The 22,229-nt window shown below is 33.6% G+C and carries 20 protein-coding genes; 16 read left to right on the forward strand and 4 right to left on the reverse strand.

Annotated features, from left to right (window positions below):
* Window positions 1–26: 26 nt before the first annotated feature.
* Window positions 27–1,217: a DUF5009 domain-containing protein gene (locus AC3IPI_RS23565; RefSeq protein WP_489156179.1), complete on the reverse strand. Its 1,191-nt coding sequence runs from the start codon at window positions 1,215–1,217 to the stop codon at window positions 27–29.
* Window positions 1,218–1,501: 284 nt separating this feature from the next.
* On the opposite strand from AC3IPI_RS23565, the gene AC3IPI_RS23570 reads away from it, so the two are divergent.
* From AC3IPI_RS23570 to AC3IPI_RS23625, 12 genes are all read left to right on the forward strand, one after another.
* Complete coding sequence (locus AC3IPI_RS23570) at window positions 1,502–2,452, forward strand: hypothetical protein (protein ID WP_489156181.1); 951 nt, start codon at window positions 1,502–1,504, stop codon at window positions 2,450–2,452.
* 6 nt (window positions 2,453–2,458) lie between these two features.
* Entirely contained in the window at window positions 2,459–3,565 is a 1,107-nt protein-coding gene (locus AC3IPI_RS23575; RefSeq protein WP_489156183.1) for a hypothetical protein, read from the forward strand.
* Window positions 3,566–3,571: 6 nt separating this feature from the next.
* Complete coding sequence (locus AC3IPI_RS23580) at window positions 3,572–4,552, forward strand: hypothetical protein (RefSeq protein ID WP_489156185.1); 981 nt, start codon at window positions 3,572–3,574, stop codon at window positions 4,550–4,552.
* A 92-nt stretch (window positions 4,553–4,644) separates the two neighbouring features.
* Window positions 4,645–5,673: a hypothetical protein gene (locus tag AC3IPI_RS23585; protein WP_489156187.1), complete on the forward strand. Its 1,029-nt coding sequence runs from the start codon at window positions 4,645–4,647 to the stop codon at window positions 5,671–5,673.
* 9 nt (window positions 5,674–5,682) lie between these two features.
* Window positions 5,683–6,687: a hypothetical protein gene (locus AC3IPI_RS23590; protein ID WP_489156189.1), complete on the forward strand. Its 1,005-nt coding sequence runs from the start codon at window positions 5,683–5,685 to the stop codon at window positions 6,685–6,687.
* Between the two features lie 18 nt (window positions 6,688–6,705).
* Window positions 6,706–8,184, forward strand: coding sequence for a hypothetical protein (locus tag AC3IPI_RS23595; protein WP_489156191.1), 1,479 nt, complete (start codon window positions 6,706–6,708; stop codon window positions 8,182–8,184).
* A gap of 69 nt (window positions 8,185–8,253) precedes the next feature.
* The gene (locus AC3IPI_RS23600) at window positions 8,254–9,207 is read left to right on the forward strand and encodes a T9SS C-terminal target domain-containing protein (protein WP_489156193.1); all 954 of its coding nucleotides are present in this window, start codon (window positions 8,254–8,256) and stop codon (window positions 9,205–9,207) included.
* A 521-nt stretch (window positions 9,208–9,728) separates the two neighbouring features.
* Entirely contained in the window at window positions 9,729–10,136 is a 408-nt protein-coding gene (locus AC3IPI_RS23605) for an HYC_CC_PP family protein (RefSeq protein WP_489156195.1), read from the forward strand.
* A 78-nt stretch (window positions 10,137–10,214) separates the two neighbouring features.
* On the forward strand, window positions 10,215–11,600 hold the full coding sequence (locus AC3IPI_RS23610) for a TolC family protein (protein WP_489156197.1): 1,386 nt from the start codon (window positions 10,215–10,217) through the stop codon (window positions 11,598–11,600).
* 10 nt (window positions 11,601–11,610) lie between these two features.
* Entirely contained in the window at window positions 11,611–14,766 is a 3,156-nt protein-coding gene (locus AC3IPI_RS23615) for an efflux RND transporter permease subunit (protein ID WP_489156199.1), read from the forward strand.
* A gap of 206 nt (window positions 14,767–14,972) precedes the next feature.
* A complete protein-coding gene (locus AC3IPI_RS23620) occupies window positions 14,973–16,061 on the forward strand; it encodes an efflux RND transporter periplasmic adaptor subunit (RefSeq protein ID WP_489156201.1) in 1,089 nt (362 codons plus the stop codon).
* Window positions 16,062–16,065: 4 nt separating this feature from the next.
* Window positions 16,066–16,497: a hypothetical protein gene (locus AC3IPI_RS23625; RefSeq protein ID WP_489156202.1), complete on the forward strand. Its 432-nt coding sequence runs from the start codon at window positions 16,066–16,068 to the stop codon at window positions 16,495–16,497.
* A 473-nt stretch (window positions 16,498–16,970) separates the two neighbouring features.
* Here the strand turns inward: AC3IPI_RS23625 and AC3IPI_RS23630 are convergent, their stop codons facing one another.
* From AC3IPI_RS23630 to AC3IPI_RS23640, 3 genes are all read right to left on the reverse strand, one after another.
* Window positions 16,971–17,681, reverse strand: a complete 711-nt coding sequence (locus AC3IPI_RS23630) for a DUF4386 domain-containing protein (RefSeq protein WP_489156204.1) — start codon at window positions 17,679–17,681, stop codon at window positions 16,971–16,973.
* A 124-nt stretch (window positions 17,682–17,805) separates the two neighbouring features.
* Window positions 17,806–18,237 (reverse strand): DUF6326 family protein, encoded by a 432-nt coding sequence (locus AC3IPI_RS23635; protein ID WP_489156206.1) that lies wholly within the window; start codon window positions 18,235–18,237, stop codon window positions 17,806–17,808.
* 173 nt (window positions 18,238–18,410) lie between these two features.
* Window positions 18,411–18,860, reverse strand: a complete 450-nt coding sequence (locus AC3IPI_RS23640) for a GNAT family N-acetyltransferase (RefSeq protein ID WP_489156208.1) — start codon at window positions 18,858–18,860, stop codon at window positions 18,411–18,413.
* Between the two features lie 172 nt (window positions 18,861–19,032).
* Between AC3IPI_RS23640 and pdxR the strand changes: the two genes are divergently transcribed.
* From pdxR to AC3IPI_RS23660, 4 genes are all read left to right on the forward strand, one after another.
* Window positions 19,033–20,496, forward strand: a complete 1,464-nt coding sequence (pdxR, locus tag AC3IPI_RS23645; protein WP_489156210.1) for a MocR-like pyridoxine biosynthesis transcription factor PdxR — start codon at window positions 19,033–19,035, stop codon at window positions 20,494–20,496.
* A 101-nt stretch (window positions 20,497–20,597) separates the two neighbouring features.
* Window positions 20,598–21,425 (forward strand): NAD(P)H-binding protein, encoded by an 828-nt coding sequence (locus AC3IPI_RS23650; RefSeq protein WP_489156212.1) that lies wholly within the window; start codon window positions 20,598–20,600, stop codon window positions 21,423–21,425.
* 173 nt (window positions 21,426–21,598) lie between these two features.
* A complete protein-coding gene (locus AC3IPI_RS23655) occupies window positions 21,599–21,754 on the forward strand; it encodes a hypothetical protein (RefSeq protein WP_489156214.1) in 156 nt (51 codons plus the stop codon).
* 259 nt (window positions 21,755–22,013) lie between these two features.
* The gene (locus AC3IPI_RS23660) at window positions 22,014–22,229 is read left to right on the forward strand and encodes a hypothetical protein (protein ID WP_489156216.1); all 216 of its coding nucleotides are present in this window, start codon (window positions 22,014–22,016) and stop codon (window positions 22,227–22,229) included.

The following is a 22,229-nucleotide window of genomic DNA, read 5'->3' on the forward strand; positions in this document are numbered from 1 at the left end:
CAACACAAACTGATTCAATTGAAACTTTACAAATGCAACTGAATTTTATATTTATTAAAAATTCGCATGGCAAATAACATAATCGTCGAGAATACTAAAGACCAGATAATTCCAGGCGTTCCTTCACGGAAATAATCCGGAATTATATGTATTTTGAATGCTAAATTGAAGTAATATATTATCCCTGGAAGTATATAAATAAGAAGCGGATTTGCAGCTGCTGGCATAAAAAAGTTGCTCCATTTTGTTTGTTTTTTAATTTCCATTAGCCAATACAAGAAATAAAAGATTACGGTACAAATACCCGCAGAATATAATACCCAAGAAGGTGTTCCTCTTACCTTAGAAACTTCATAGTATGGTCGCAATAAATACCCCAGTACAAAAAACAGCACTCCAAAGCCTATTATTTTCCAATTGATTTTTTCGGATATTTTTCCTTCAAAAAACAAAAGAGATATTACTACTCCAGCTGAAACAAGTGTAGCGTGCGTCATATGTCCAGCAATAAAACCTATCCATTTTATTTCATGAACAAAAGAGCCTTCAATTTGATTTAAAATATTTGCCGCAAGACAAACAAAAAGAAACGCAATCATGGCTATCAATTTTCCATTAACAAGCCAATAATAGACTACCGTAATTAAATACGCCCAACCTATAAGTCCTAGAATCCCCCACCATTTTGGAGTGATTCCTATCTCTCCATTTTCCTGAACGTATAAAAAGTATAAAGCCACCAGAACCAACATTCCGCCATATTGTAAAATATTTTTAGTGACTTTAGGAAATGATTTATCGTATTTATTCCAAATAGGAATTGGCATTGAATACGCCAAAAGTCCCCAAAAGGCTGCAGAAATCACCATCTTGGAGGCATCATAACCATATTCGGCATTTACCATATAAACACCAATAATAATAAGTGCCAATGCTCTTTTTAAAGTATGTGTCCAGATTGTTTTAGGTGTATCGCCTTTAATTAATCTAGCGTTAAATGCAAATGGAATAGACATCCCGACAATAAATAAAAATGCAGGAAATACCAAATCGACAAAGGTCATTGCATCAGCATCGGCTGGCATATGTTTCATCCATTGTGGTACATTCTTTATGCTTGCCAGTTCATTGACAAAAATCATGATAAAAATAGTAATTCCACGAAAAGCATCTATAGAAATAATTCTTTTATTGAATAAATCTTCTTTTATTTTCATACGCAGATAATATTTGTTTTTTAAAGGAATATGGTATCGTCATTCTTTTTTATGAATTATGATTTCGAATCATGCCGATTTCATAATTCATTACAGTATTAACATTAACAAATATAAAATATTCAAGGAGAAATCAAAGGAGTATTTAAAAGACTGACAAACTTGTTGATTTATGTTAAATATCAATAGAAACGGGGATTTTTGTTTGGGTCAAAAAGTTATCTTTGCGACATTGCTCTTAAAATACTAAGAAATTAAAGGTTAAAATAACATACTATAATAAAATGAAAAAAATAATATTTACAGGATTACTTATATTAAGTAATTTACTACTTGCAAATGCGCAAAACATAACATACAATAATGTTGCTATTGGATTAGATGTCCCAGACTGGGGAGTAAATATAAAAACTAATTTTCCAGGGCTTACTGGAAGTTGGAACAGAGGCTTTTTTATTTCTAATGAAAATGGCTTACAGCATTTATTTTCAATCGGCGCTAATGGAAATTCAGTAAATGGTATTTCCAGCTTTACCAGTGGTTTTATTGGAACTGACTGGAAAAACCAATTCATGTCCTTTTTACCTAATGGAAATATAGGTATTGGAACTGAAATTCCTTTGGTAAATTTACATCTTAAAAGCCAAACAACTCACTTACGTATAGAATCATCTGATGTTGGATATAATGCGTCAATTCAATTTGTAAGTGGGGGTCAATATCGTTGGGAACTAGGAACAGGAATACTATCAGGTCCAAATTTTGAATTATATAATAGAATAAACAACAAATCTTCTCTTGTTGTAAACCCTGAAGGCAACGTAGGGATCGGAACTACAAACCCAACAGCAAAACTAACTGTTGCAGGCGATATCAATTCTCGTGAAGTAAGAGTAACCGTAAATGCTGGAGCCGATTTTGTCTTTGAGAATGATTACGATTTACCCTCATTGAATTCTGTAGAAACTTTCATTAAAGAAAACAAACATTTACCAGAAATCGCTTCTGCCAAAGAAATGCAGGAAAATGGTATCAATCTATCTGAAATGAATATCAAATTACTACAAAAGATTGAGGAAATGACATTGTATATGATTGAAATGAAAAAAGAAAATGAGACAATAAAAGAGGAAAACAAAAAATCAAATAAAGAAATCGAAAAACTTAAGAAAGAAAATGAAGCTTTTAAATCTTTATCTGAAAGGCTTTCAAAAATTGAAAATCAATTAAAATAATATATCATGAACAAAACTATACTCAGTGCTTTGATTTTAATGTCTTCTATACTCTCAATTCAAGCTCAGATATATGGAACAATACAAGGAAACTCTACTAACAATAACTTTGTAGGAATCGGATTAAACTCACCAACTGCTTCATTACATATTAAAACACCAACTGCTAATTTTTTAATCGAAAATTCTGGACAAGAAGGAGCTTACCTAACAATAAATTCTGGACGATTTAATAGACCTGCAATTACATCATACAAACAAACTGGTACGGAATATTGGAATTCTGGAATTTTATATGATGAATCTGGTAATCAAAAATATTCTATAGGAACAACACAATTACTTTCATCTTCGAAATTAACAATCCAATCTAACGGTAATATTGGATTAAGTACTATTAACCCCTTAGAAAAGTTACAAATTGGCGAATTCAACAATAACCAAAGCTCCAAAATAAGTATCCCTGGGGTATATAATTTTGAAGAAATAAAACTAGGTCAATACGGAAATGGCGCTGGAGGATTAGAATTTATTAATCATACAAACCACAATCAATCATATGGTGTGAGATTCTTCTCAAATATCGATTCCGGAATTAAAGGTTTACAAATACAAACTGCAAATCCGTCGGATAAGTATCAAGATTTAAGCTACATAACCAGACTAGCAATTACTACTGACGGAAACATTGGCATTGGAACAATAGTTCCTGATGAAAAACTTACTGTAAACGGGAAAATTCATGCTAAGGAAGTTAGAATTGACCTTTTAAGTCCTATGACAACTGTTCCTGATTATGTCTTCGCTAATGATTACAAACTAAAATCATTACAAGAAGTAGAAGAGTTCATAAAACAAAACAGTCACTTACCAGAAATACCATCGGCAAAGGAAATCGAGAAAAATGGTCTTATGCTTGCCGAAATGAATATGAGTTTATTGAAAAAAATTGAGGAATTGACGCTTTATACGATTGAGCAAAATAAAAAGATTCTAATTCTTGAAAAACAAGACGAGAAATCAATTCAAGAAATAGAAATATTAAAAAAAGAAAACGAAGGGTTTAAATCTTTATCTGAAAGACTTTCTAAAATTGAAAATCAATTAAAATAATACATCATGAAAAAAATATCTCTACCTCTACTATTAGTTACTTTATTTTTAGCCAATACAATTCAAGCTCAAGTAGCAAGTTCCCTTTTAATTAGTGACACAAGATCTGTTAACGATTTACCAAATGCTTCTTACAATGGAATAAAAGCAGATTTTAAAAACAGGGACATTATAGGCGTTCCTGGGCAAGGAGTTTGGTCAACTAACTTAACCTTTTCACAGTGGACTAGCACAGATAATACGGGGGATAAAAATCATCAACTTAATTTTAATAATGGAGGAATTTTTTATAGAAATGCATTTCCATTAGATTCACAATGGGGTACATGGAGACAAATTCTCATGGAAAATGAAAATGGCAACGTTGGGATTGGAACAATAAATCCAATAAATAAATTAGACATTAACGGTGACATAGCAATTGGAAGTGGAAGTGTAAATCGAAACACTACAAAATTGTTTATTCGAAATCCTGCTGGTAAAACTTGGGCAATAAGCTCTGGTACAAACATGGTTACAGAATCTAGTTTTTCTATCTACAACTGGTCTGATAATCAAACTAAACCATTTTTTAATATTGATGTTAATGGTAACATTGGCATTGGAACAACCGCCCAAAACGAAAAACTAACTGTAAATGGAAAAATTCATGCTCAAGAAGTTAGGATTGATCTTTCTAGTCCTATGACTGTTCCCGATTATGTCTTCGCAAATGATTACAAACTAAAATCATTACAAGAAGTAGAAGAATTCATCAAACAAAATAGCCATTTACCCGAAATTCCATCGGCAAAAGAAATCGAAAAAAATGGGCTTATGCTTGCTGAAATGAATATGAGTTTATTGAAAAAAATTGAGGAATTGACACTTTATAGTATTGAGCAGGAAAAGAATGCTCAAAAAATGGCAATGGATATAGACGACTTAAAAAATGAAATGAATATGTTGAAAAATGAGATTAAAACATTTCATAAAATAAAGAGATAAGATTAGTATAAATCTTGAAAACAAAATAGACAAGGAAAGTATCCTTTAATTATCAATTCTTAATCTTTCTTCTCAAATAAAATATAAAATCAATGAAAAATTTATTCAAGATAGTATGCATTAGTTTGTTTTTTATTTTTAATACAAATGCTCAAACGTTAACAGCGTTACAACAACAAAATGCTAGAGCAACTGGTTATGCAATTGTAGCATCTAGAAATCCTGGTAAAAGTTTTACAGTTAATGTAATTAAATGGGATGGTGTAAATGATTTGGAATATAATGCTATACATCAAATAAATTATGCATGGCATCCTCAAGCAGTAATAAAAGGGAACTATTTCGATCAACCTTTTGATAATAACGACTTTTCATCTTACAGTTCTGTAATTTTAAGTCAATCAGAGTTTGATACTTATAAATCTACAGGTAAAGATTGGTGGATAGTTTGTTCATTATTACCCTCTTTTAGTAATTCAGGAGTTTCGGTTTTAGAAAATGGAAATGTAGGGATTGGTACACCTACTCCATCAGCGATACTAGATGTTTATTCACCAGTAACTGCACAAGGAAGATATAACTCCCAAAAGTGGTCTGCTGGTAACCCCGGATATAGTTTGACATTGCAAACTATTTGGAACAATAGTGGAATCAATCAAGAATTCATACAACGCTATAATGAAGTAGATTATACCTCATTAGCATTTTTTCAAGGCAAGGTAGGAATCGGTACAACAAACCCTGACGAAAAACTAACTGTAAACGGAAAAATCCATGCTAAGGAAATTAAAATTGACTTGGCATATCCTATGACTGTACCTGATTATGTCTTCGCAAACGACTACAAACTAAAATCATTACAAGAAGTAGAAGAATTTATCAAACAAAATAGTCATTTACCAGAAATCCCATCGGCAAAAGAAATTGAAAAAAATGGATTGATGCTTGCCGAAATGAACATGAGTTTATTGAAGAAAATTGAGGAATTGACACTTTATAGTATTGAACAGAATAAAAGCAATTTAGATCTCAAACAAAAAGTTGAAAAATTAGAGAAAGAAAACGAAGGGTTTAAATCTTTATCTGAAAGACTTTTTAGACTTGAAAATCAATTAAAATAATTATATAAAATGAAAAAAATCACATTAAGTGCTATAATTATAATGTCTTCTATAATTTCAGTACAAGCACAAACCTTAAATCCAACGCATGCAATTTCCGAATCTAATCTGGCAGATAGTTTCAAAGGAGGTTATACTTTTTCATATTCAACTGCTGGAACACCATGGAATGGTGCCCTTATAAGTTATGGTGGTTTTTCAAATCAATACGATTGTCAGATTAGCTCAGAGCATAGTTTAGGTAAACATATTAGCTTTAGAACAAGAAATGGAGATAGCAATACTTGGAATTCATGGAATGAGCTTTGGCATTCAGGAAATCTTAATAATATCAATTCTGATTTTACTGCAAAGAAACTGATAATTAAAGAATCAATAATTATTGATGGTGGAAGAACAAATGCTTCTATCAGGCCTTTAATTACATCTGGAACATTGTTAAATGGTGAAATTAGAGGCTATAGTAGCAATGGAAACGCCTATGATGATGGTTTTCTTAGATTGTCAGCTGGGGGTGGCACTAATAATGTTACTAAATCATATATTGAATTGTCTGGTTCCTCAACCCTAGCAGATATGCATCAAAATATTGTTTTGGGAACTTCTGGACAAGAACGCATGAGAATTAATTCTAATGGAAACATTAGCATTGGAACAATAGTTCCAGACGAAAAACTTACCGTAAACGGAAAAATCCATGCTAAGGAAGTTAGAATAGACTTAGCATATCCTATGACTGTTCCCGATTATGTTTTTGCCAATGACTACAAACTAAAATCATTACAAGAAGTAGAAGAATTCATTAAACAAAATAGTCATTTACCTGAGATTCCATCAGCAAAAGAAATTGAAAAAAATGGGCTTATGCTTGCTGAAATGAATATGAGCTTGCTGAAGAAAATTGAAGAATTGACGCTTTATAGTATTGAGCAGAATAAAGAAATCCAAAAACAAAATAACAAAATTTTGATTCTTGAACAAAAAGTAAAAAAAATAGAATCTACTTCAAAGTAAAATTAACGAAGCTATAAAATGAAAAAGAGAATATTTACCGGACTACTTATATTAAGTAATTTACTATTTATAAATGCACAAAACACAACATTCAATAATGTTGCTATTGGATTAGATGATCCTGCATGGGGTGTAAATATAAAAACCAATTTCCCAGGATATAATGGGACTTGGAGTAGAGGTTTTTTTGTTTCTAATGAAACCGGTTTACAACATTTATTTTCAATCGGGGCTAATGGAAAATCAATAAATGGAACATCTAGTTTTACCAATGGTTTTATAGGAACTGACTTCGACAATCAATTTATGTCATTTTTACCTAATGGGAATATAGGTATTGGAACTAATAATCCTATTGAAAAATTTAACATTAACGGAGGTACTGGAAATGGTGCCTCATTTGATGCGAGAATGGCATTAACAAAAGTTTCTAGCACAGGAAATGTCCAGAGTGCAAAAATAATTTTAAGTGATGTTGATACCGATTTCGGAAACCTAATCTTAAAAGTAAAAACAACTCCTAGTAAATCAGAGCATGAAAGTTTCTATACCGATGCCTTAACCATAAAAGGAGCTAATGCGTATATCGGTATTGGAACTAATAATCCTATTGAAAAACTAAACATTAACGGAGGTACTGGAAATGGTATTCCGTTTGATGCGAGAATGGCATTAACAAAAGTATCAAGTACAGGAAATGTCCAAAGTGCAAAAATAGCTTTAAGTGATGTAGACACCGATTTTGCAAATCTAATCTTTAAAGTAAAAACAACTCCTAGTAAATCAGAGTTTGAAAGTTTCTATTCCGATGCCTTAACTATAAAAGGAGCTAATGCATATATTGGTATTCACACCAATAATCCTATTGAAAAACTAAACATTAATGGTGGTACTGGAGATGGTACTCCATTTGATGCTAGAATGGCACTAACAAGGACTTCGAGTACTGGAAATGTTTTGACTGCAAAAATAGTTTTAAATGATACTGATACTAATTTTGGAAATCTAACTTTTAAAGTAAAAACAACTGCAAGCAGATCAGAATTTGAAAGTTTCTATAGTGATGCTTTAACAATAAAAGGATCAAATGCCAATGTGGGGATTGGAACTTCAAACCCCGACGAAAAACTTACCGTAAACGGAAAAATTCATGCTAAAGAAGTTAGAATTGACCTAGCATATCCCATGACCGTACCCGATTATGTCTTCGCAAACGACTACAAGCTAAAATCATTACAAGAAGTAGAAGAATTCATCAAACAAAACAGTCATTTACCAGAAATTCCATCGGCAAAAGAAATTGAAAAAAATGGGCTTATGCTTGCCGAAATGAATATGAGTTTGTTAAAAAAAATTGAAGAATTGACGCTTTATAGTATTGCTCAAGAAAAAAACATTAAATCTCAAAATAATAAAATCATTGAACTTGAAAAGCAAAATGAAAAATTATTAGCTATAGAAAAAAGATTAGAAAAAATTGAAATGAACTCAAAGTAAAAGGCAAAGGGCTAATTTTATAAAAATGAATTAATATTCCTTTACTTTTGATAATCACAATTCATCCCAATGAAAAAAGCCCTTTTGCTTTTCTTTTTATGCATTACTTCAACTTATGGTCAAATCTTAGGTTGTACAGACCCGCTATCTAAAAACTACAATCCGAAAGCTACTCAGAACGACGGAAGTTGTTTTTACAAATCAGTAAAAGTAAAACCCGAATACTCCAAAAAACTAAGTGATTCTATCAAAGAAACATCGGGATTAATGGCTTTTAATTCGTTATTGTGGACACATAATGACGACCATGACAAAACCATTTATGGGCTAAATCATCAGGGAGAGATTAGAAAGAAAATTGCACTGGAGAAAGTAATCAATAATGACTGGGAAGAAATTTCGCAAGACAGCACACACATATACATAGGCGATTTTGGGAATAATTATAAGAGAAACAGAACCAATTTACATATTCTGAAAATCGAAAAAGAATCATTTCTGGCAGGAAAACCTGTCATCGATACCATTTCGTTTTCTTATTCCAACCAAACGGATTTTACACGAGAAAAAGCAAACAAAACCAACTTCGATTGTGAAGCTTTTATCGTTACAAACGACAGTATTTATTTGTTTACCAAACAATGGAGGAGCTCTAAATCCAGTATTTATGCTTTACCCAATACATCTGGAAATCATATTGCCAGTTTAAAAGAAACCCTAGACGTAAAAGGATTAGTAACTGGCGCTACTTATTTGCCATCCAAAAAACTGGTTGTTCTTTGTGGGTATTCTAAAATCGGGAAACCATTTTTATATCTTTTATACGATTATAAAAACAATGATTTTTTATCAGGTAATAAACGAAAAATTAAGATTGCTTTGCCATTTCATCAAATTGAAGGTATCGCAACCGAAGATGGTTTATATTATTATTTAACCAATGAAGCTTTAGTTAGAAAACCTGTACTCAATGTACCTCAGCAAATTCATCAAGTTGATTTGAGTGCATATTTAGGTCGATAATCTCAAAAAAACTTTAAAATAAAAAATTAAACCATTAAGATATTAAGTTTCATAAAGCTAAACTTAAATTTTCTTAATCTTCTCTAATATTTTAAAAACACGAAACCGACAATACCTTTATAGAGTATATACTCAATATTGTTTTTACTCTATATTCTCACAAACTTGTCCTAGATTATCGAGCTACTTGCGGAGATTCTTCTCCCGAAGTTTCGGGACGCTCAGAATGACAATATTGGAAGAAACTTTGCGAACTCTTCACTATCAATTTTTCTCGCCACAGATTAAAAGGATTAGAAAGATTTATAAACTTTGCGTCCTTTGCATATCCCGAGGCTTCGGGATTGCGCCCTTTGCGGCTAATTTTTTAAATCTGCATTCCCATCTTAAAACTTAATTTTCCTTAATCTCTTAATGGTAAAAAAACTCAACAGTAAAATGAAATTTTGTAAATCTTGCAAATATCTACCAAAATTATGCAACAACCATTTACAATAAGATAGCAACCTTTGCTCTCTGATATGAAAAAAGCATTAATCCTATTTCTCTCCTTTTTCTACTTGGTATTGTCATCTGGCTTTACCCAGAATACTCATATCTGTAAAGGAATCAAACAGGAAACTTACTTTTTTGCAAACAATAAAGAAGGGCAACCTTGCACCAAATGCGATCGTAAAGACGGGAAAATACTTAAGGATTGCTGCAAACATGAGACTAAATTATTAAAAATAACAGAAAAGGCTCAAAAAGCTTCCCCTGACAATCCTTCTTTAAAATACTTGGGAGTTGCCTTGCCTTTTCACTTCTTTAAAGTTGTATTTGGCTATGAACTTCCGCAAGTAAAAACCACTGTTTTTTCATACGTATTTACAACGATTCCTATAAGGAATACAATACTCTACATTTACTATTGCGTTTACCGAATTTGATTTTATTCAATTGATAAACTGTGCTGTTTCCAAAGAATAGTACGGGATTTCTATTGTTTAATTTTAAATATTTAATGTATGAAAATGCAATTCTTTACATTGGTATTCTTCGGTTTTGCCACAGGAAATCTTTTGGCGCAGACCGTAACTTTACCAAATGCTCTTGAACGTTCTGTTCAGAATTTTGAAAAAATAAAAGCCAAAGAAGCAATGGTACTTGCTTCGAGAGAAAATGTAATATATCAAAAAAGTCAGTATTTGCCTGATTTCACATTGATGGCACAACAAAGTTATGGAACCATCAATGCTCAAAACGGACCTTTATATGGTTACGGAGGTTTGGGCGTTGCATCGACCTCTATGCCTTTGCAGGAGCAAAACTGGAATGCCGCTTTTGGCTCTCTTTACTTAGCAAACATCAATTGGAACCTATTTACGTTTGGCAAAATAAAAAGTCAGGTTTCCATAGCCAAAGCAGATGAAACCGTTGCTCAGAGAGATTTGGAACAACTAAAATTCCAACATCAGGTAAAAGTTGGAGCTGCATATTTAAACCTTCTTGCTGCACAACGTGTAAAATTTGTACAAGATAAAAATCTGGAACGCGCTCAAGTTGTTGCCACAACAACCGAGAGTCGTTCTAATAGCGGCTTGATTCCAGAAGTCGATTTTTCTTTGGCGAAAGCCGAAGTTGCCAATGCTAAATCGGCAGTAATAAAAGCCTATGATTTAGAACTCGATTACTCCAAAGCACTGGCAGTTATGATGGGAGAAGAATATCGCAAGTATAAACTAGATAGTCTTTTTACCAACAAAACTCCTACTCTACTCCTTGAATCTTCGATAGAAACGAGCAAACATCCTATTCTGGAATGGCAAAATAGTACGGTTCAAAAAAGCATGCAACAAGAAAAATTACAATCGGCACTTGGACTTCCTACTATTTCATCATTTGGCATACTACAAGGGCGTGGTTCAGGGTTTGATTGGAATTATGTGCAGGACAATTCAGCTTTCTCTAAATCGTATTCAGATGGAATTGGCATAGACCGAAGCAATTATATTGTTGGCATAGGTATCAGTTGGAATTTGATAAATTTATACCGTCAGTCTTCTAAAAAGAAAGAACAAAAATTCATTACGCAATCCTTGCAAAAGGAATATGATTATATGAATCAGGAACTTGTGGCGCAACAAAAATTGGCAGATGACAAATTAAAAAATGCATTTGAAAATTTTGAAGAAACCAAAACTCAAGTAAAAGCCGCCACAGACGCATACCAACAACATACTGCATTATACAACAATGGCTTAACGACTATTGTAGACCTGACACAATCTTTCTACACGCTCAACAGAGCCGAAATAGACTATGAAATAGCACAAAACAATATCTGGCAAGCCTTATGGATTAAAGCTGCTGCCAAGGGTGACCTGACTATTTTACTAAACGCGATATACTAAAGCCTAAATTATGAATTTAATACGTTTTGCCTTGCGCAAGCCCATCTCGATTATGGTGATGGTGCTAGGGCTTTTATTCTTCGGAATTAAAGCTACTAAAGATATAAAGGTAGATATTCTGCCAGATATGAATCTTCCTGTCGTGTATATTGCCCATTCATTTAATGGATATACACCTCAACAAATGGAAGGTTATTTTACAAAGATGTATGTAAATATGATGCTGTTTACGAGCGGAATCGAAAGCATCGAAACTAAGAATACACAGGGATTGACCTTAATGAAAATAAACTTTTACGAAGGTACTGATATGGGACAGGCTATTGCCGAAATCAATGCATTGTCCAATCGTTCCCAGGTATTCTTACCACCGGGAGCTCCGCCTCCATTCATCATTCGATTTGATGCATCGTCGCAACCTGTTGGACAATTGGTTTTCAAGAGTAATTCGAAAACCAATAATGAATTGCAGGATATTGCCAACTTTACGGCACGACCTTTTTTGATTAAAATTCCGGGATTAACCACCGCACCACCTTTTGGCGGAAGCCCGAGAACAATCGAAATAAACATCGACCCAAATAAATTACGTACCCATCAATTAACTCCTGAGCAAATTGTAGAAGCTATAAGCCGCAATAATATTACCTCACCATCAGGGAATATTTACATCGACGATATTAATTATCTAACACCTACAAACAATACAATTAAAGAGGTTGCCGATTTTGGAAATATTCCAATTTTTAAAGGTACAGTCGATAATGTTTATATCCGTGATGTGGCAACTGTAAAAGATGGTGCCGATATTACAACTGGTTATGCCTTGATAAACGGAGCGCGTTCCGTATATATCAATATTGCAAAATCGGGTAATGCTTCGACTTGGGACGTGGTGAAAAATTTAAAGAAAGCCATCCCGATGATTCAGAATAATTTACCGGATGATGTTACTATTTCTTATGAGTTTGACCAATCCGTATATGTTATCAATGCTGTAAAAAGTTTGATTCTCGAAGGTGTATTGGGAGCTTTACTTACCGGATTAATGGTATTGTTATTCTTGCGTGATAACAGAGCCGCTTTAATTGTAGTATTAACGATTCCTATTTCGATTATTTCAGGCGTATTATTCCTGAAATTATTCGGACAAAGTATCAATATAATGTCCTTATCAGGATTGGCTCTGGCTATAGGAATCCTGGTTGACGAAAGTACGGTTACTATCGAGAACATTCACCAACATCTTGCAATGGGCAAAACAAAAGCCAAAGCAATTCTGGATGCTTGTCGCGAAATTGCCTTCCCTAAATTATTGATTCTGCTTTGTATTCTGGCTGTATTTGCACCCGCATTTATGATGACAGGAATCCCTGGTTCTCTATTTATACCATTGGCTCTTGCTATAGGATTTTCGATGATATTGTCATTTATCCTATCACAAACCTTTGTTCCCGTAATGGCAAACTGGTTAATGAAAGCCAAAGACGAAAACCACGTACATGAAGAAGACAAATTTGATAGATTTAAAAATCGTTTTGTAACGTTCTTACAATCCATAATGGAAAAACGTAAAACTATATTAATTGCGAGTTTTGTCTTGGTTGCATTGGGAGTTTTCATAATGTACAGCAATACAGGAAAAGATGTATTGCCAACCGTTAATTCGAGTCAGTTTCAGGTACGTATAAAAGCGCCCGAAGGAACTCGTATCGAAAAAACAGAGCTAAAAATCAAGCAGGTTTTACACGAAATGGAAACCGTAATTGGTAAAGACCACATTGCAATTTCTTCGGTATTTATTGGTCAGCATCCTTCCTCATTTGCGGTAAGCCCTATTTACTTATACAATGCAGGACCACACGAAGCTTTGATGCAAATTGCATTAAAAGATTTTGACGGAAACACCAATGACTTAAAAGAAAAAATCCGTCACCACATGAAAGCTAAAATGCCCGAATTGCACTTTTCTTTCGAACCAATCGAGCTGACAGAAAAAATTCTTAGTCAAGGAACCAATACGCCTATCGAAGTTCGTTTCTCGGGAATGATGAAAAAAATGAACATTATGTATGCCAATAAATTACTGGAAAAACTAAAAGAAATCGATTATTTAAGAGACCAGCAAATTCCGCAATCGCTAAACTATCCGGCTTTCGAAATTAATATCGACAGATTAAGAGCTGCACAATTAGGAATCGACGCTCAGGATATTGCTCGTTCCTTAGTTCCAATTACTGCATCTTCGCGCTATACAAGCAAAAATATGTGGGTAGGCGGAATGATGGGAATTGCCTACGATGTACAAGTACAAACGCCACAAAACATATTAAACAGTAAGGACGAATTGCTTAATGTTCCGTTAGGAAAAAACTCCGACCGACCAGTTCTTGGCGATGTAGCCACAATTACACCAACAAAAGTTTTAGGCGAAAGTTACAATTTAGGAACAATGGGCTATACTCCCGTTACGGCCAATATCCATAATGCCGATTTAGGTCGCGCACAAAAAGATGTACAAGCTGCGATTGCTTCCTTGGGAGAATTACCAAAAGGAGTAAATATTCAAATCTCGGGGATGGTTCCTGTTCTGGATGAAACTATGAGCAGTCTGGCAATGGGATTATTAATTGCCATTATGGTAATCTTTTTAATGCTGGCAGCCAACTTCCAATCGTTCAAAGTTTCGTTTGTAATCCTAACAACCGTTCCATTTGTAATCTTAGGATCGTTGCTATTAATGAAAATTACGGGCTCGACCCTAAACCTACAATCTTATATGGGAATCATTATGTCCGTAGGAGTTTCTATTGCCAATGCCGTATTATTAATAAGTAATGCCGAAACATTGCGTATGCAAAATGGGAATGCGCTAAGCTCGGCAATTCAGGCAGCATCACTTCGTATTCGTCCTATTATCATGACTTCGCTGGCAATGATTGCAGGAATGTTACCAATGGCTATTGGTCATGGCGAAGGTGGCGACCAAGCTGCACCATTAGGGAGAGCCGTAATTGGCGGATTAATTGCGTCCTCATTTAGTGTATTACTACTATTGCCATTAGTATTTGTATGGATACAAGGCAAAGCATCGACACAATCCCCATCATTAGACCCTGAAGACGAAAACAGTACACATTATATAACAACAAACCCTTCGATGTAATTTATAAAATATTGTTTAACACATAGAAACATAGATTTTTATGCATTAAAAGAATACAAAAAGAAACACATTTCTTTAACATAGCTATGTGTCTTTTAACTAAGTGAAACGACTTTTTTGAGAGTATAAAATCTATCCCGAAGCTTCAGGACTATGTGTTAAAATTAATTACACTCAACGGTTAACATTAAAAAAATAAAATACAGATGAAACTAATCTATTATATCCTTATCGGAATTGTATTTGCATCCTGCAATTCAGAAACTAAAAAGGTCGAAAAAGCAGACGCGATGCCAATGATGATGATGCCAAATTTTGAAACAACATTTATCAAGAAAAGTAATCCACTAGTTCAGTTAAAACTAGCTGGAGAATTAGTTTCAGATCAGGAAACGGCTATTTATGCCAAAGTGAATAGTTATGTCAAGAAACTTCCGGTTGATATTGGCTCGGTAGTAACCAAAGGGCAAGTTATTCTTGTACTCGAAGCACCAGAAATTCAAGCACAGTTAGCATCGGCAAAATCAAAATGGAAAGCGCAGGAAGCGATTTATATTGCGACAAAATCCAATTACGACCGAATGTTCAAAGCCAATGAAACAAAAGGGGCAATTGCCAAAGATGCTTTAGACCAGATTACGGCAAGAAAACTAGCCGACCAAGCGCAACTAGAAGCAGCCAAATCAGCTTATCAGGAAATCCAAATCATGAATGATTATCTGGTAATTCGAGCACCTTTTAGCGGAATCGTAGCCGAAAGAAATATCGATTTAGGCTCGTATGTTGGACCAATGGGAAAAGGTTCCGACAAACCTTTATTGATACTTCAGGATAACAAGAAATTGAGAGTTTCCCTATCAGTTCCCGAAGCCAATACAGCCTTTTTAAATTTAGGAGATTCGATACATTTCAAGGTAAGTTCGATTCCTCAGAAAAAATATATGGCTAAAATATCCCGAAAATCAGGAGTGCTCGATTTTAAACTCCGCTCCGAACGTATCGAAGCCGATTTATTGAAAACATATCCAGAGCTAAAACCCTTAATGGTAGTCGAAGCAATGATTCCGTTGCAAGCAAAAGAAGCTACTTTTTTTATACCAAAAACAGCCTTGGTCGAAAGTAATATCGGTATGTACGTAATCCGAATCGAAAACGGAATGACCAAAAATATTCCCGTTTCAAAAGGACGCCCATTAATGGATAAAATCGAAGTATTTGGTGAGTTAAACGAAGGCGATAACATACTCCTAAAAGCAACCGAAGAAATTGTAGAAGGAACAAAAATTAAAAAATAAAATCATGAAAACATCTAGCAAATACCTAATTATAGTCGCAATTGCAGCCGTATTAATTTCTTGCAAAGACAAAGAAGCCAAAGAACAAATCACCGCACAAACTCCGCAAGAAATACCAGTGCAACAAGATATTCCTAACATAGCAAAACACGTTCCCAACGATGAGGTATGTATGGTTAATGACAAACACATGGAGAAAAAGCAAATGGAAGTTCCCTATGATGGGAAAATGTACTACGGATGTTGCGCCATGTGCGTAGAACGTATTCCGAGCGACGAAAGCGTTCGCAAAGCAACAGACCCATTTACAGGAGAAAAAATCGATAAAGCCTCGGCATATATTGTGTCATTAAACGAAGAAGGAAATGTCGCTTATTTTGCATCCGAAGAGAATTTTCAGAAGTTTATGAAGGACAACGAAAAGACCAAAAATTAATCTCTGAAGTTTATAAACTAAAATCCATTTTACTAACCCTAAAGTGGATTTTTTTTTGTTTTATAAAGTATCATTTTAAGGAGCTATTTACTTCGTCGGTTCGCTTCGCTCGTGCCCAGCTTCCCGATAGCTATCGGGACACTCTATCTTTTCTTTGTTAAAGAAACAAAGAAAAGGATGCCGTTACTATCTGGGCTAATACATTTGGCATTAAAGGTTTCATACTTCTGAAATCAAAAATCGTTAGTCTAAAATCCGCAAGCTAGCGCGCAATGTCATTAAGTTAAGCTTTTTTTTAGCCAATGATGATTAATTATTTTCTCGCAGAGTCGCAAAAGCGCAAAGATTTTAGGTGTAAACTTGGCGGCTTGGCGACTTTGCGAGAGATTTATTCGGCACAGAATTAAAGTTTTTTTTCTTAACTTAATGACATTGCACTCGCGTCTGCAAAGAGAAATCTTAAATCATTTTTATTAATCAATCACAAGTTTATTCTTTGCTCCCATTATCAATAGCCACAAACAAGTTCCTATTTCGCCAATACTTGCTGGCAATCTTACAATAGAAGAAATTCCAAGCTCAGCATAATTAGATAATAAAGAGAAACCTAAAAAGTTTATGAGATAACTAAAACAACCCAACATCAAAAAAACACCTAAAATTCTAGGCAAAAATCCTGATTTATAAACCAAATAACCAAAAGGAAACAACCACAAACCCCAAAAAATCTGAACGATTAAATTCCCATAATCATATTGGTTAAGATAAAACAAAACCTGATTTTGTAATTGCTCATTTGTATACACTTTCTGAAGACTTGGATCACTAACCAGCGAGAGTACAGCAAACTTATTAAGCATATTTACAAAAGATATTGGTACACTTACAACCGCTAAAACAACCATCGCTTGAGCATAAACCTTATTAACAGGTTTGAGTAATCTGTATAAAGCAAGAGGAAGAAATACAAAGAAAGTATAACATATTAAACCACTCACAATCCCAAGCCTAAAAAGGAATTGAGAATTTACAATGTTATTAAAAGTTGTCGCAGCATTATCCCAAACAATCAATTTTGACGGAATATAAGCCAAGCTAATTATCCCAGTTAAGACAACAACGAGATACAATAAACCTGCAATTCTTGCCATCTTCTTATTCGAAACTTCTATCTGATTTTCCATATATTTCTTTATTTATCTTAATTAATCTTCATCCTGCAAGGTCTTTTTTTTGACCTTGTAGGTATTTAATTTAAGAAGACCTAACAGTCCCGAAGCTTCGGGACTGTTAGGTCTAATCTGCAAATCATACTTGCCTAGGCCATTTATAAGCCTGCCAAACAATTAATACCGTAATCACACTTTCTACCAACGCCAAAAACACATAAAAAGCCCACCACGGAGCAAGTGTAGTTGCTGCAATTAATAACATAATTCCTGTATAAATAATTCCGAAGATTATATTTAGTAATCTGGCTAGTTTAGGTTTTAATAGTATCGATAAAAAAATCATCAAAGATGGAATTACCATAAGTATCGTTGCGGCAAACAATTTTATCGGAGAATCAAGCATATTTTCTCCACTTATAAAACCCTTTATTTTATTAGGCACATAAAGAGAAAAATAATCCCCATATATATAACAAAACATAACCGAAGCCCATAAAGCCGAAAGTTTGATTCTCACATTTACCTTGAAATCTTCAAATCTGCTAGTATTAATCTCTTTTGCACTCATAATAAACACTTTATCTATTTAGTATGACGAGGTTAAGCTCATTATGTTACATTGATATTTTTATTTTTTTAAGAAAATTTTAAGTTTCTAAAATAAGACAAATACAAAAAGAGCTGCTCCAATTATTCAGAGACAGCTCATTTTATACTTACATGTTATATACAACACGCTTATTAAGCGTTCTTCCACCAATTGTAATAGTTATGGTCTTGGTCTAATTCAAAACTACATTTAGGATATAAAATATTTCCAATTTCGTTTGTCTTTTCAGTTTCTAATAACAAACCACAAGCATCCGTTTCATCACAAAATAGCTTACATCTATCAATTAAATCCTTAGAAAAACCTCGACCTCTAAAATCGGGTGCAACAAATAAATCACTCAACAACCATTGTCGTTGCAATGCCTTATAATGATATAAAGGGTACAATTGTGCAAAACCTACAAATTTCCCATCAGCTTTAATTAAAAAAGTAGTTGTTTCATTGTTACTGATTCGTTCTTTAAGAAAAGCTTTCCCTATTTCGACATTCGATTCTTGTCTATAAAAAACACGATAACTATCAAACAATTCTGCAAATTCATCCAAATGATCTAACGTAGCAATTTCAATGTGTTTCATAATTTAAAATTTTATTAATGATTTATAAAAGAGCAAATATCATTTATTACAGGAGTATTTAATTAGTCCAGTTTTTACAAATAAATAGGTCCAGATATAAATACGTAATAACCATAAAAAGGCTAATTTTGAACCAAAAGGCCATTCCTTTTTTTAATAAATAAAAGAACAAATGCTAAGAACCTGGAAGACTATTTTTAATATTTCGTTTAATTCTGACCAAACTTTGGTAGAGCAAATAAGCGAAGTAATCCGAAAAGAAATTATTAAAGGAAGACTAGAAAGAGGAACACCTTTACCAGGCAGTAGAGTCCTCGCCGAAGATATTGGAGTAAACCGAAAAACGGTTGTTTTTGCTTACGAAGCACTTATCGAAGAAGGTTGGCTAGAGAGCAAACACAAATCCGGAACCTATATATCCCAGAATCTACCGTTAATAAAGAAACACCAAACCACTCCTTCAAAAAAGACAAGCACTTTTGAACATATTCATTACAACCCATTTTATCTTACCGACCATGCCCTCGAAGGAAGTCGAATTATTTTTAATGAAGGAGGTCCAGATACACGACTTGTCCCTCTCAACGAGTTATCGAGAGCATACAAACGTATCTTTCAACGCAAAGGCAAATGGGGATTACTAGGTTATAGCAGCGAAAAAGGAGATTATAAACTCCGGGAAATGCTCTCCGTAATGCTTTCTCGTGATAGAGGACTTAATGTAAATCCTGATAACATTTGTGTAACCCGTGGAAGCCAGATGGCAATATATCTTGTTGCCAAAGTTCTTATTAAACCTGGCGATACAGTGGTGGTCGAAAATCCCGGATATTATGCCGTACAAAAGATATTTCGCGAAACAGGAGCAATTATAAAAACTGTAGAAATAGATAAAGATGGGATTAATGTTGATGCACTCGAAGAGTTATGTCGTAAGACAAAAATCAAGGCAGTATATGTTACGCCACATCATCAATTCCCCACCACGATTACTATGAAAGCGGGACGAAGAATACAATTACTCGAACTTTCCTTAAAATATAATTTTGCCATAATTGAAGATGATTATGACCACGAATACCATTTTGGAGCTGGAAATAATCTAGCATTGGCAAGTAATGAAAAATCAGATAATGTTATTTACATCAGTTCGTTAAGCAAACACATAGCACCAGCTATACGTGTAGGCTACGTAACTGGACCAGCCGCTTTTATGGAATCTCTAGTAAACCTCCGTGTACAAATTGACCGCCAAGGAGATACTATCTTGGAACACGCCATAGCCGAATTAATGGAAGACGGAACCATAAAAAGACATTCTCGTAAAGTAGTGGCTATTTACAAAGAAAGACGCGATATAATGGAAGCATCTTTACATGAAAATTTTGGAGACACTATTAGTTTTAATAAACCTGCAGGAGGATTGGCTTTTTGGATAAAATTTAATGAGCCAATAAACCTCATCCAATATATTGCACTACTGAAGCAAAAAGGAGTTCAAATTGTACCTCCTAATAGTTTCTATTTAGATAATCAACCTTATAATTGCATCAGACTTGGTTATGGTTCCTTAAATAAAGAAGAACTTATTGAAGGGTTAAAAATCATGGGAGCCGTTTTTAAGGAATTAAAATAAAGCAACAATTCTTTTCAAACAAATCATAATTCTTTTAAGACAAATGATTTAGTTATAATACAAACACCTTTGTATCAGTATTCACTTAAAAAAATATTGATATGAACACAAAGAAAATTTTAATACTTGGCGCAACAGGAAAAACAGGTCGCAGAGTAGTCGAAAGATTAAAAAAAATAACTAACGTAGAAACCCGCTTGGGTTCACGAAATGAAAAAATCCCCTTCGATTGGGAAAATCCTGAATCATGGGCGGCAGTTATTAAAGACATCGATTCAGTTTATATTACTTTTCAACCAGATTTAGCCATTCCCTCGGCAGAAGATACAATCAGGAGATTTACCAATTTTGCAGTACAAAATGGCGTACAAAAAATGGTTTTATTATCTGGCAGAGGAGAAAAAGAAGCCCAAATTTGTGAAGAAATTGTAAAAGCTACTGCCAAACATTGGACAATTGTAAGAGCAAGTTGGTTTAATCAAAACTTTAGCGAAAGTTTTTTTCTGGATCCAATACTTGCTGGTATTGTAGCCTTACCCAGAGCCGAAGCACTAGAACCTTTTACAGATGCAGATGACATTGCCGATGTAGTAGTCGAATCACTTTTGCACGATATACATAACGGAAAAACCTATGAACTTACAGGTCCGCAACTACTAACATTTGAGCAGGCTGTCGCCGAAATTGCCAAAGCAACAAATAGAGACATTACTTTTGAAGCTTTGACTTTAGAACAATACAATCAAATGCTACAAGAGTATCAATTACCCGAAGATTACATTTGGCTAGTAAATTATCTCTTTGAGCAAGTACTCGACGGAAGAAATTCTAATATTACTAATGATATTGAAAAAGTTCTTGGCAGAAAACCAAAAGATTTTACTACATACGCCCAATTAGCATCCAAAACTGGAATTTGGAATACATAACAGTAATACGCTCCAATCCCTCAAATGTCCTAAATTACAACATATTAATCCAGAAAATTTACAGTTTTAAAAGGTAAATGCTAATATTATTATTTTTACTAAAAACAACATTAAATAACTTGTTAAATTAACATAAATACCCTAACATTGTGTAAAATTTCAGTTAAAAAATAATGAAGAAAATACCTACATGTATTGCTATTGCAGCAGTATTATTAAGCCTTATTGCAATCTACTATGCAAAGTCAAATTCACAATTATTCTATGTTGATGTTAATAAATTGATTACAGGTTATAGCAAAACTAAAATAGAGAAAGCTGAGTTTTAAAAAAAGGCAAATCTGATGAAAGCAAATGTCGAATGATTAATTTTAAACTGACAAAAATATAGTAAATACCTATATTTCAACCTTTCTATGTCTAAAATCAACCAGAAATTATTAAATAGTGTAGTAGGAGATAAAGTCAAATTCGGACAAATCAAATGTTTACTAATTTAGCTTTTGGCATGGAAAAAAACTACATGTTTATACTTCAACTAAAGATACTGTAGCCATAGCAGATTTTATTTATCCCAGAATGTACAGTATGAGCAACTCCACCTCTATTATGTTTGTATATACTAAAGAAGATAAATTTATAAAACAAGACTATCTCAATTTTGTTATTGAAGATTCTGGCATTGAAACGCATCCAAAAATTAATACCAAAACTTTTGGACTCCAGAAATATTTGTATTTGATTCTGACAGATGAAACAGAACTATTAACTAACAATATAATTACTACAATTATATTAAAATAA

The organism is Flavobacterium sp. GL_143, from assembly GCF_057834355.1.

What these genes read in the sequence shown, in the direction of transcription:
- AC3IPI_RS23565 (WP_489156179.1), bottom strand. Translation starts at nt 1,217, where the DNA reads ATGAAAATAAAAGAAGATTTATTCAATAAAAGAATTATTTCTATAGAT.
- AC3IPI_RS23570 (WP_489156181.1), top strand. Translation starts at nt 1,502, where the DNA reads ATGAAAAAAATAATATTTACAGGATTACTTATATTAAGTAATTTACTA.
- AC3IPI_RS23575 (WP_489156183.1), top strand. Translation starts at nt 2,459, where the DNA reads ATGAACAAAACTATACTCAGTGCTTTGATTTTAATGTCTTCTATACTC.
- AC3IPI_RS23580 (WP_489156185.1), top strand. Translation starts at nt 3,572, where the DNA reads ATGAAAAAAATATCTCTACCTCTACTATTAGTTACTTTATTTTTAGCC.
- AC3IPI_RS23585 (WP_489156187.1), top strand. Translation starts at nt 4,645, where the DNA reads ATGAAAAATTTATTCAAGATAGTATGCATTAGTTTGTTTTTTATTTTT.
- AC3IPI_RS23590 (WP_489156189.1), top strand. Translation starts at nt 5,683, where the DNA reads ATGAAAAAAATCACATTAAGTGCTATAATTATAATGTCTTCTATAATT.
- AC3IPI_RS23595 (WP_489156191.1), top strand. Translation starts at nt 6,706, where the DNA reads ATGAAAAAGAGAATATTTACCGGACTACTTATATTAAGTAATTTACTA.
- AC3IPI_RS23600 (WP_489156193.1), top strand. Translation starts at nt 8,254, where the DNA reads ATGAAAAAAGCCCTTTTGCTTTTCTTTTTATGCATTACTTCAACTTAT.
- AC3IPI_RS23605 (WP_489156195.1), top strand. Translation starts at nt 9,729, where the DNA reads ATGAAAAAAGCATTAATCCTATTTCTCTCCTTTTTCTACTTGGTATTG.
- AC3IPI_RS23610 (WP_489156197.1), top strand. Translation starts at nt 10,215, where the DNA reads ATGAAAATGCAATTCTTTACATTGGTATTCTTCGGTTTTGCCACAGGA.
- AC3IPI_RS23615 (WP_489156199.1), top strand. Translation starts at nt 11,611, where the DNA reads ATGAATTTAATACGTTTTGCCTTGCGCAAGCCCATCTCGATTATGGTG.
- AC3IPI_RS23620 (WP_489156201.1), top strand. Translation starts at nt 14,973, where the DNA reads ATGAAACTAATCTATTATATCCTTATCGGAATTGTATTTGCATCCTGC.
- AC3IPI_RS23625 (WP_489156202.1), top strand. Translation starts at nt 16,066, where the DNA reads ATGAAAACATCTAGCAAATACCTAATTATAGTCGCAATTGCAGCCGTA.
- AC3IPI_RS23630 (WP_489156204.1), bottom strand. Translation starts at nt 17,681, where the DNA reads ATGGAAAATCAGATAGAAGTTTCGAATAAGAAGATGGCAAGAATTGCA.
- AC3IPI_RS23635 (WP_489156206.1), bottom strand. Translation starts at nt 18,237, where the DNA reads ATGAGTGCAAAAGAGATTAATACTAGCAGATTTGAAGATTTCAAGGTA.
- AC3IPI_RS23640 (WP_489156208.1), bottom strand. Translation starts at nt 18,860, where the DNA reads ATGAAACACATTGAAATTGCTACGTTAGATCATTTGGATGAATTTGCA.
- pdxR (WP_489156210.1), top strand. Translation starts at nt 19,033, where the DNA reads ATGCTAAGAACCTGGAAGACTATTTTTAATATTTCGTTTAATTCTGAC.
- AC3IPI_RS23650 (WP_489156212.1), top strand. Translation starts at nt 20,598, where the DNA reads ATGAACACAAAGAAAATTTTAATACTTGGCGCAACAGGAAAAACAGGT.
- AC3IPI_RS23655 (WP_489156214.1), top strand. Translation starts at nt 21,599, where the DNA reads ATGAAGAAAATACCTACATGTATTGCTATTGCAGCAGTATTATTAAGC.
- AC3IPI_RS23660 (WP_489156216.1), top strand. Translation starts at nt 22,014, where the DNA reads ATGAGCAACTCCACCTCTATTATGTTTGTATATACTAAAGAAGATAAA.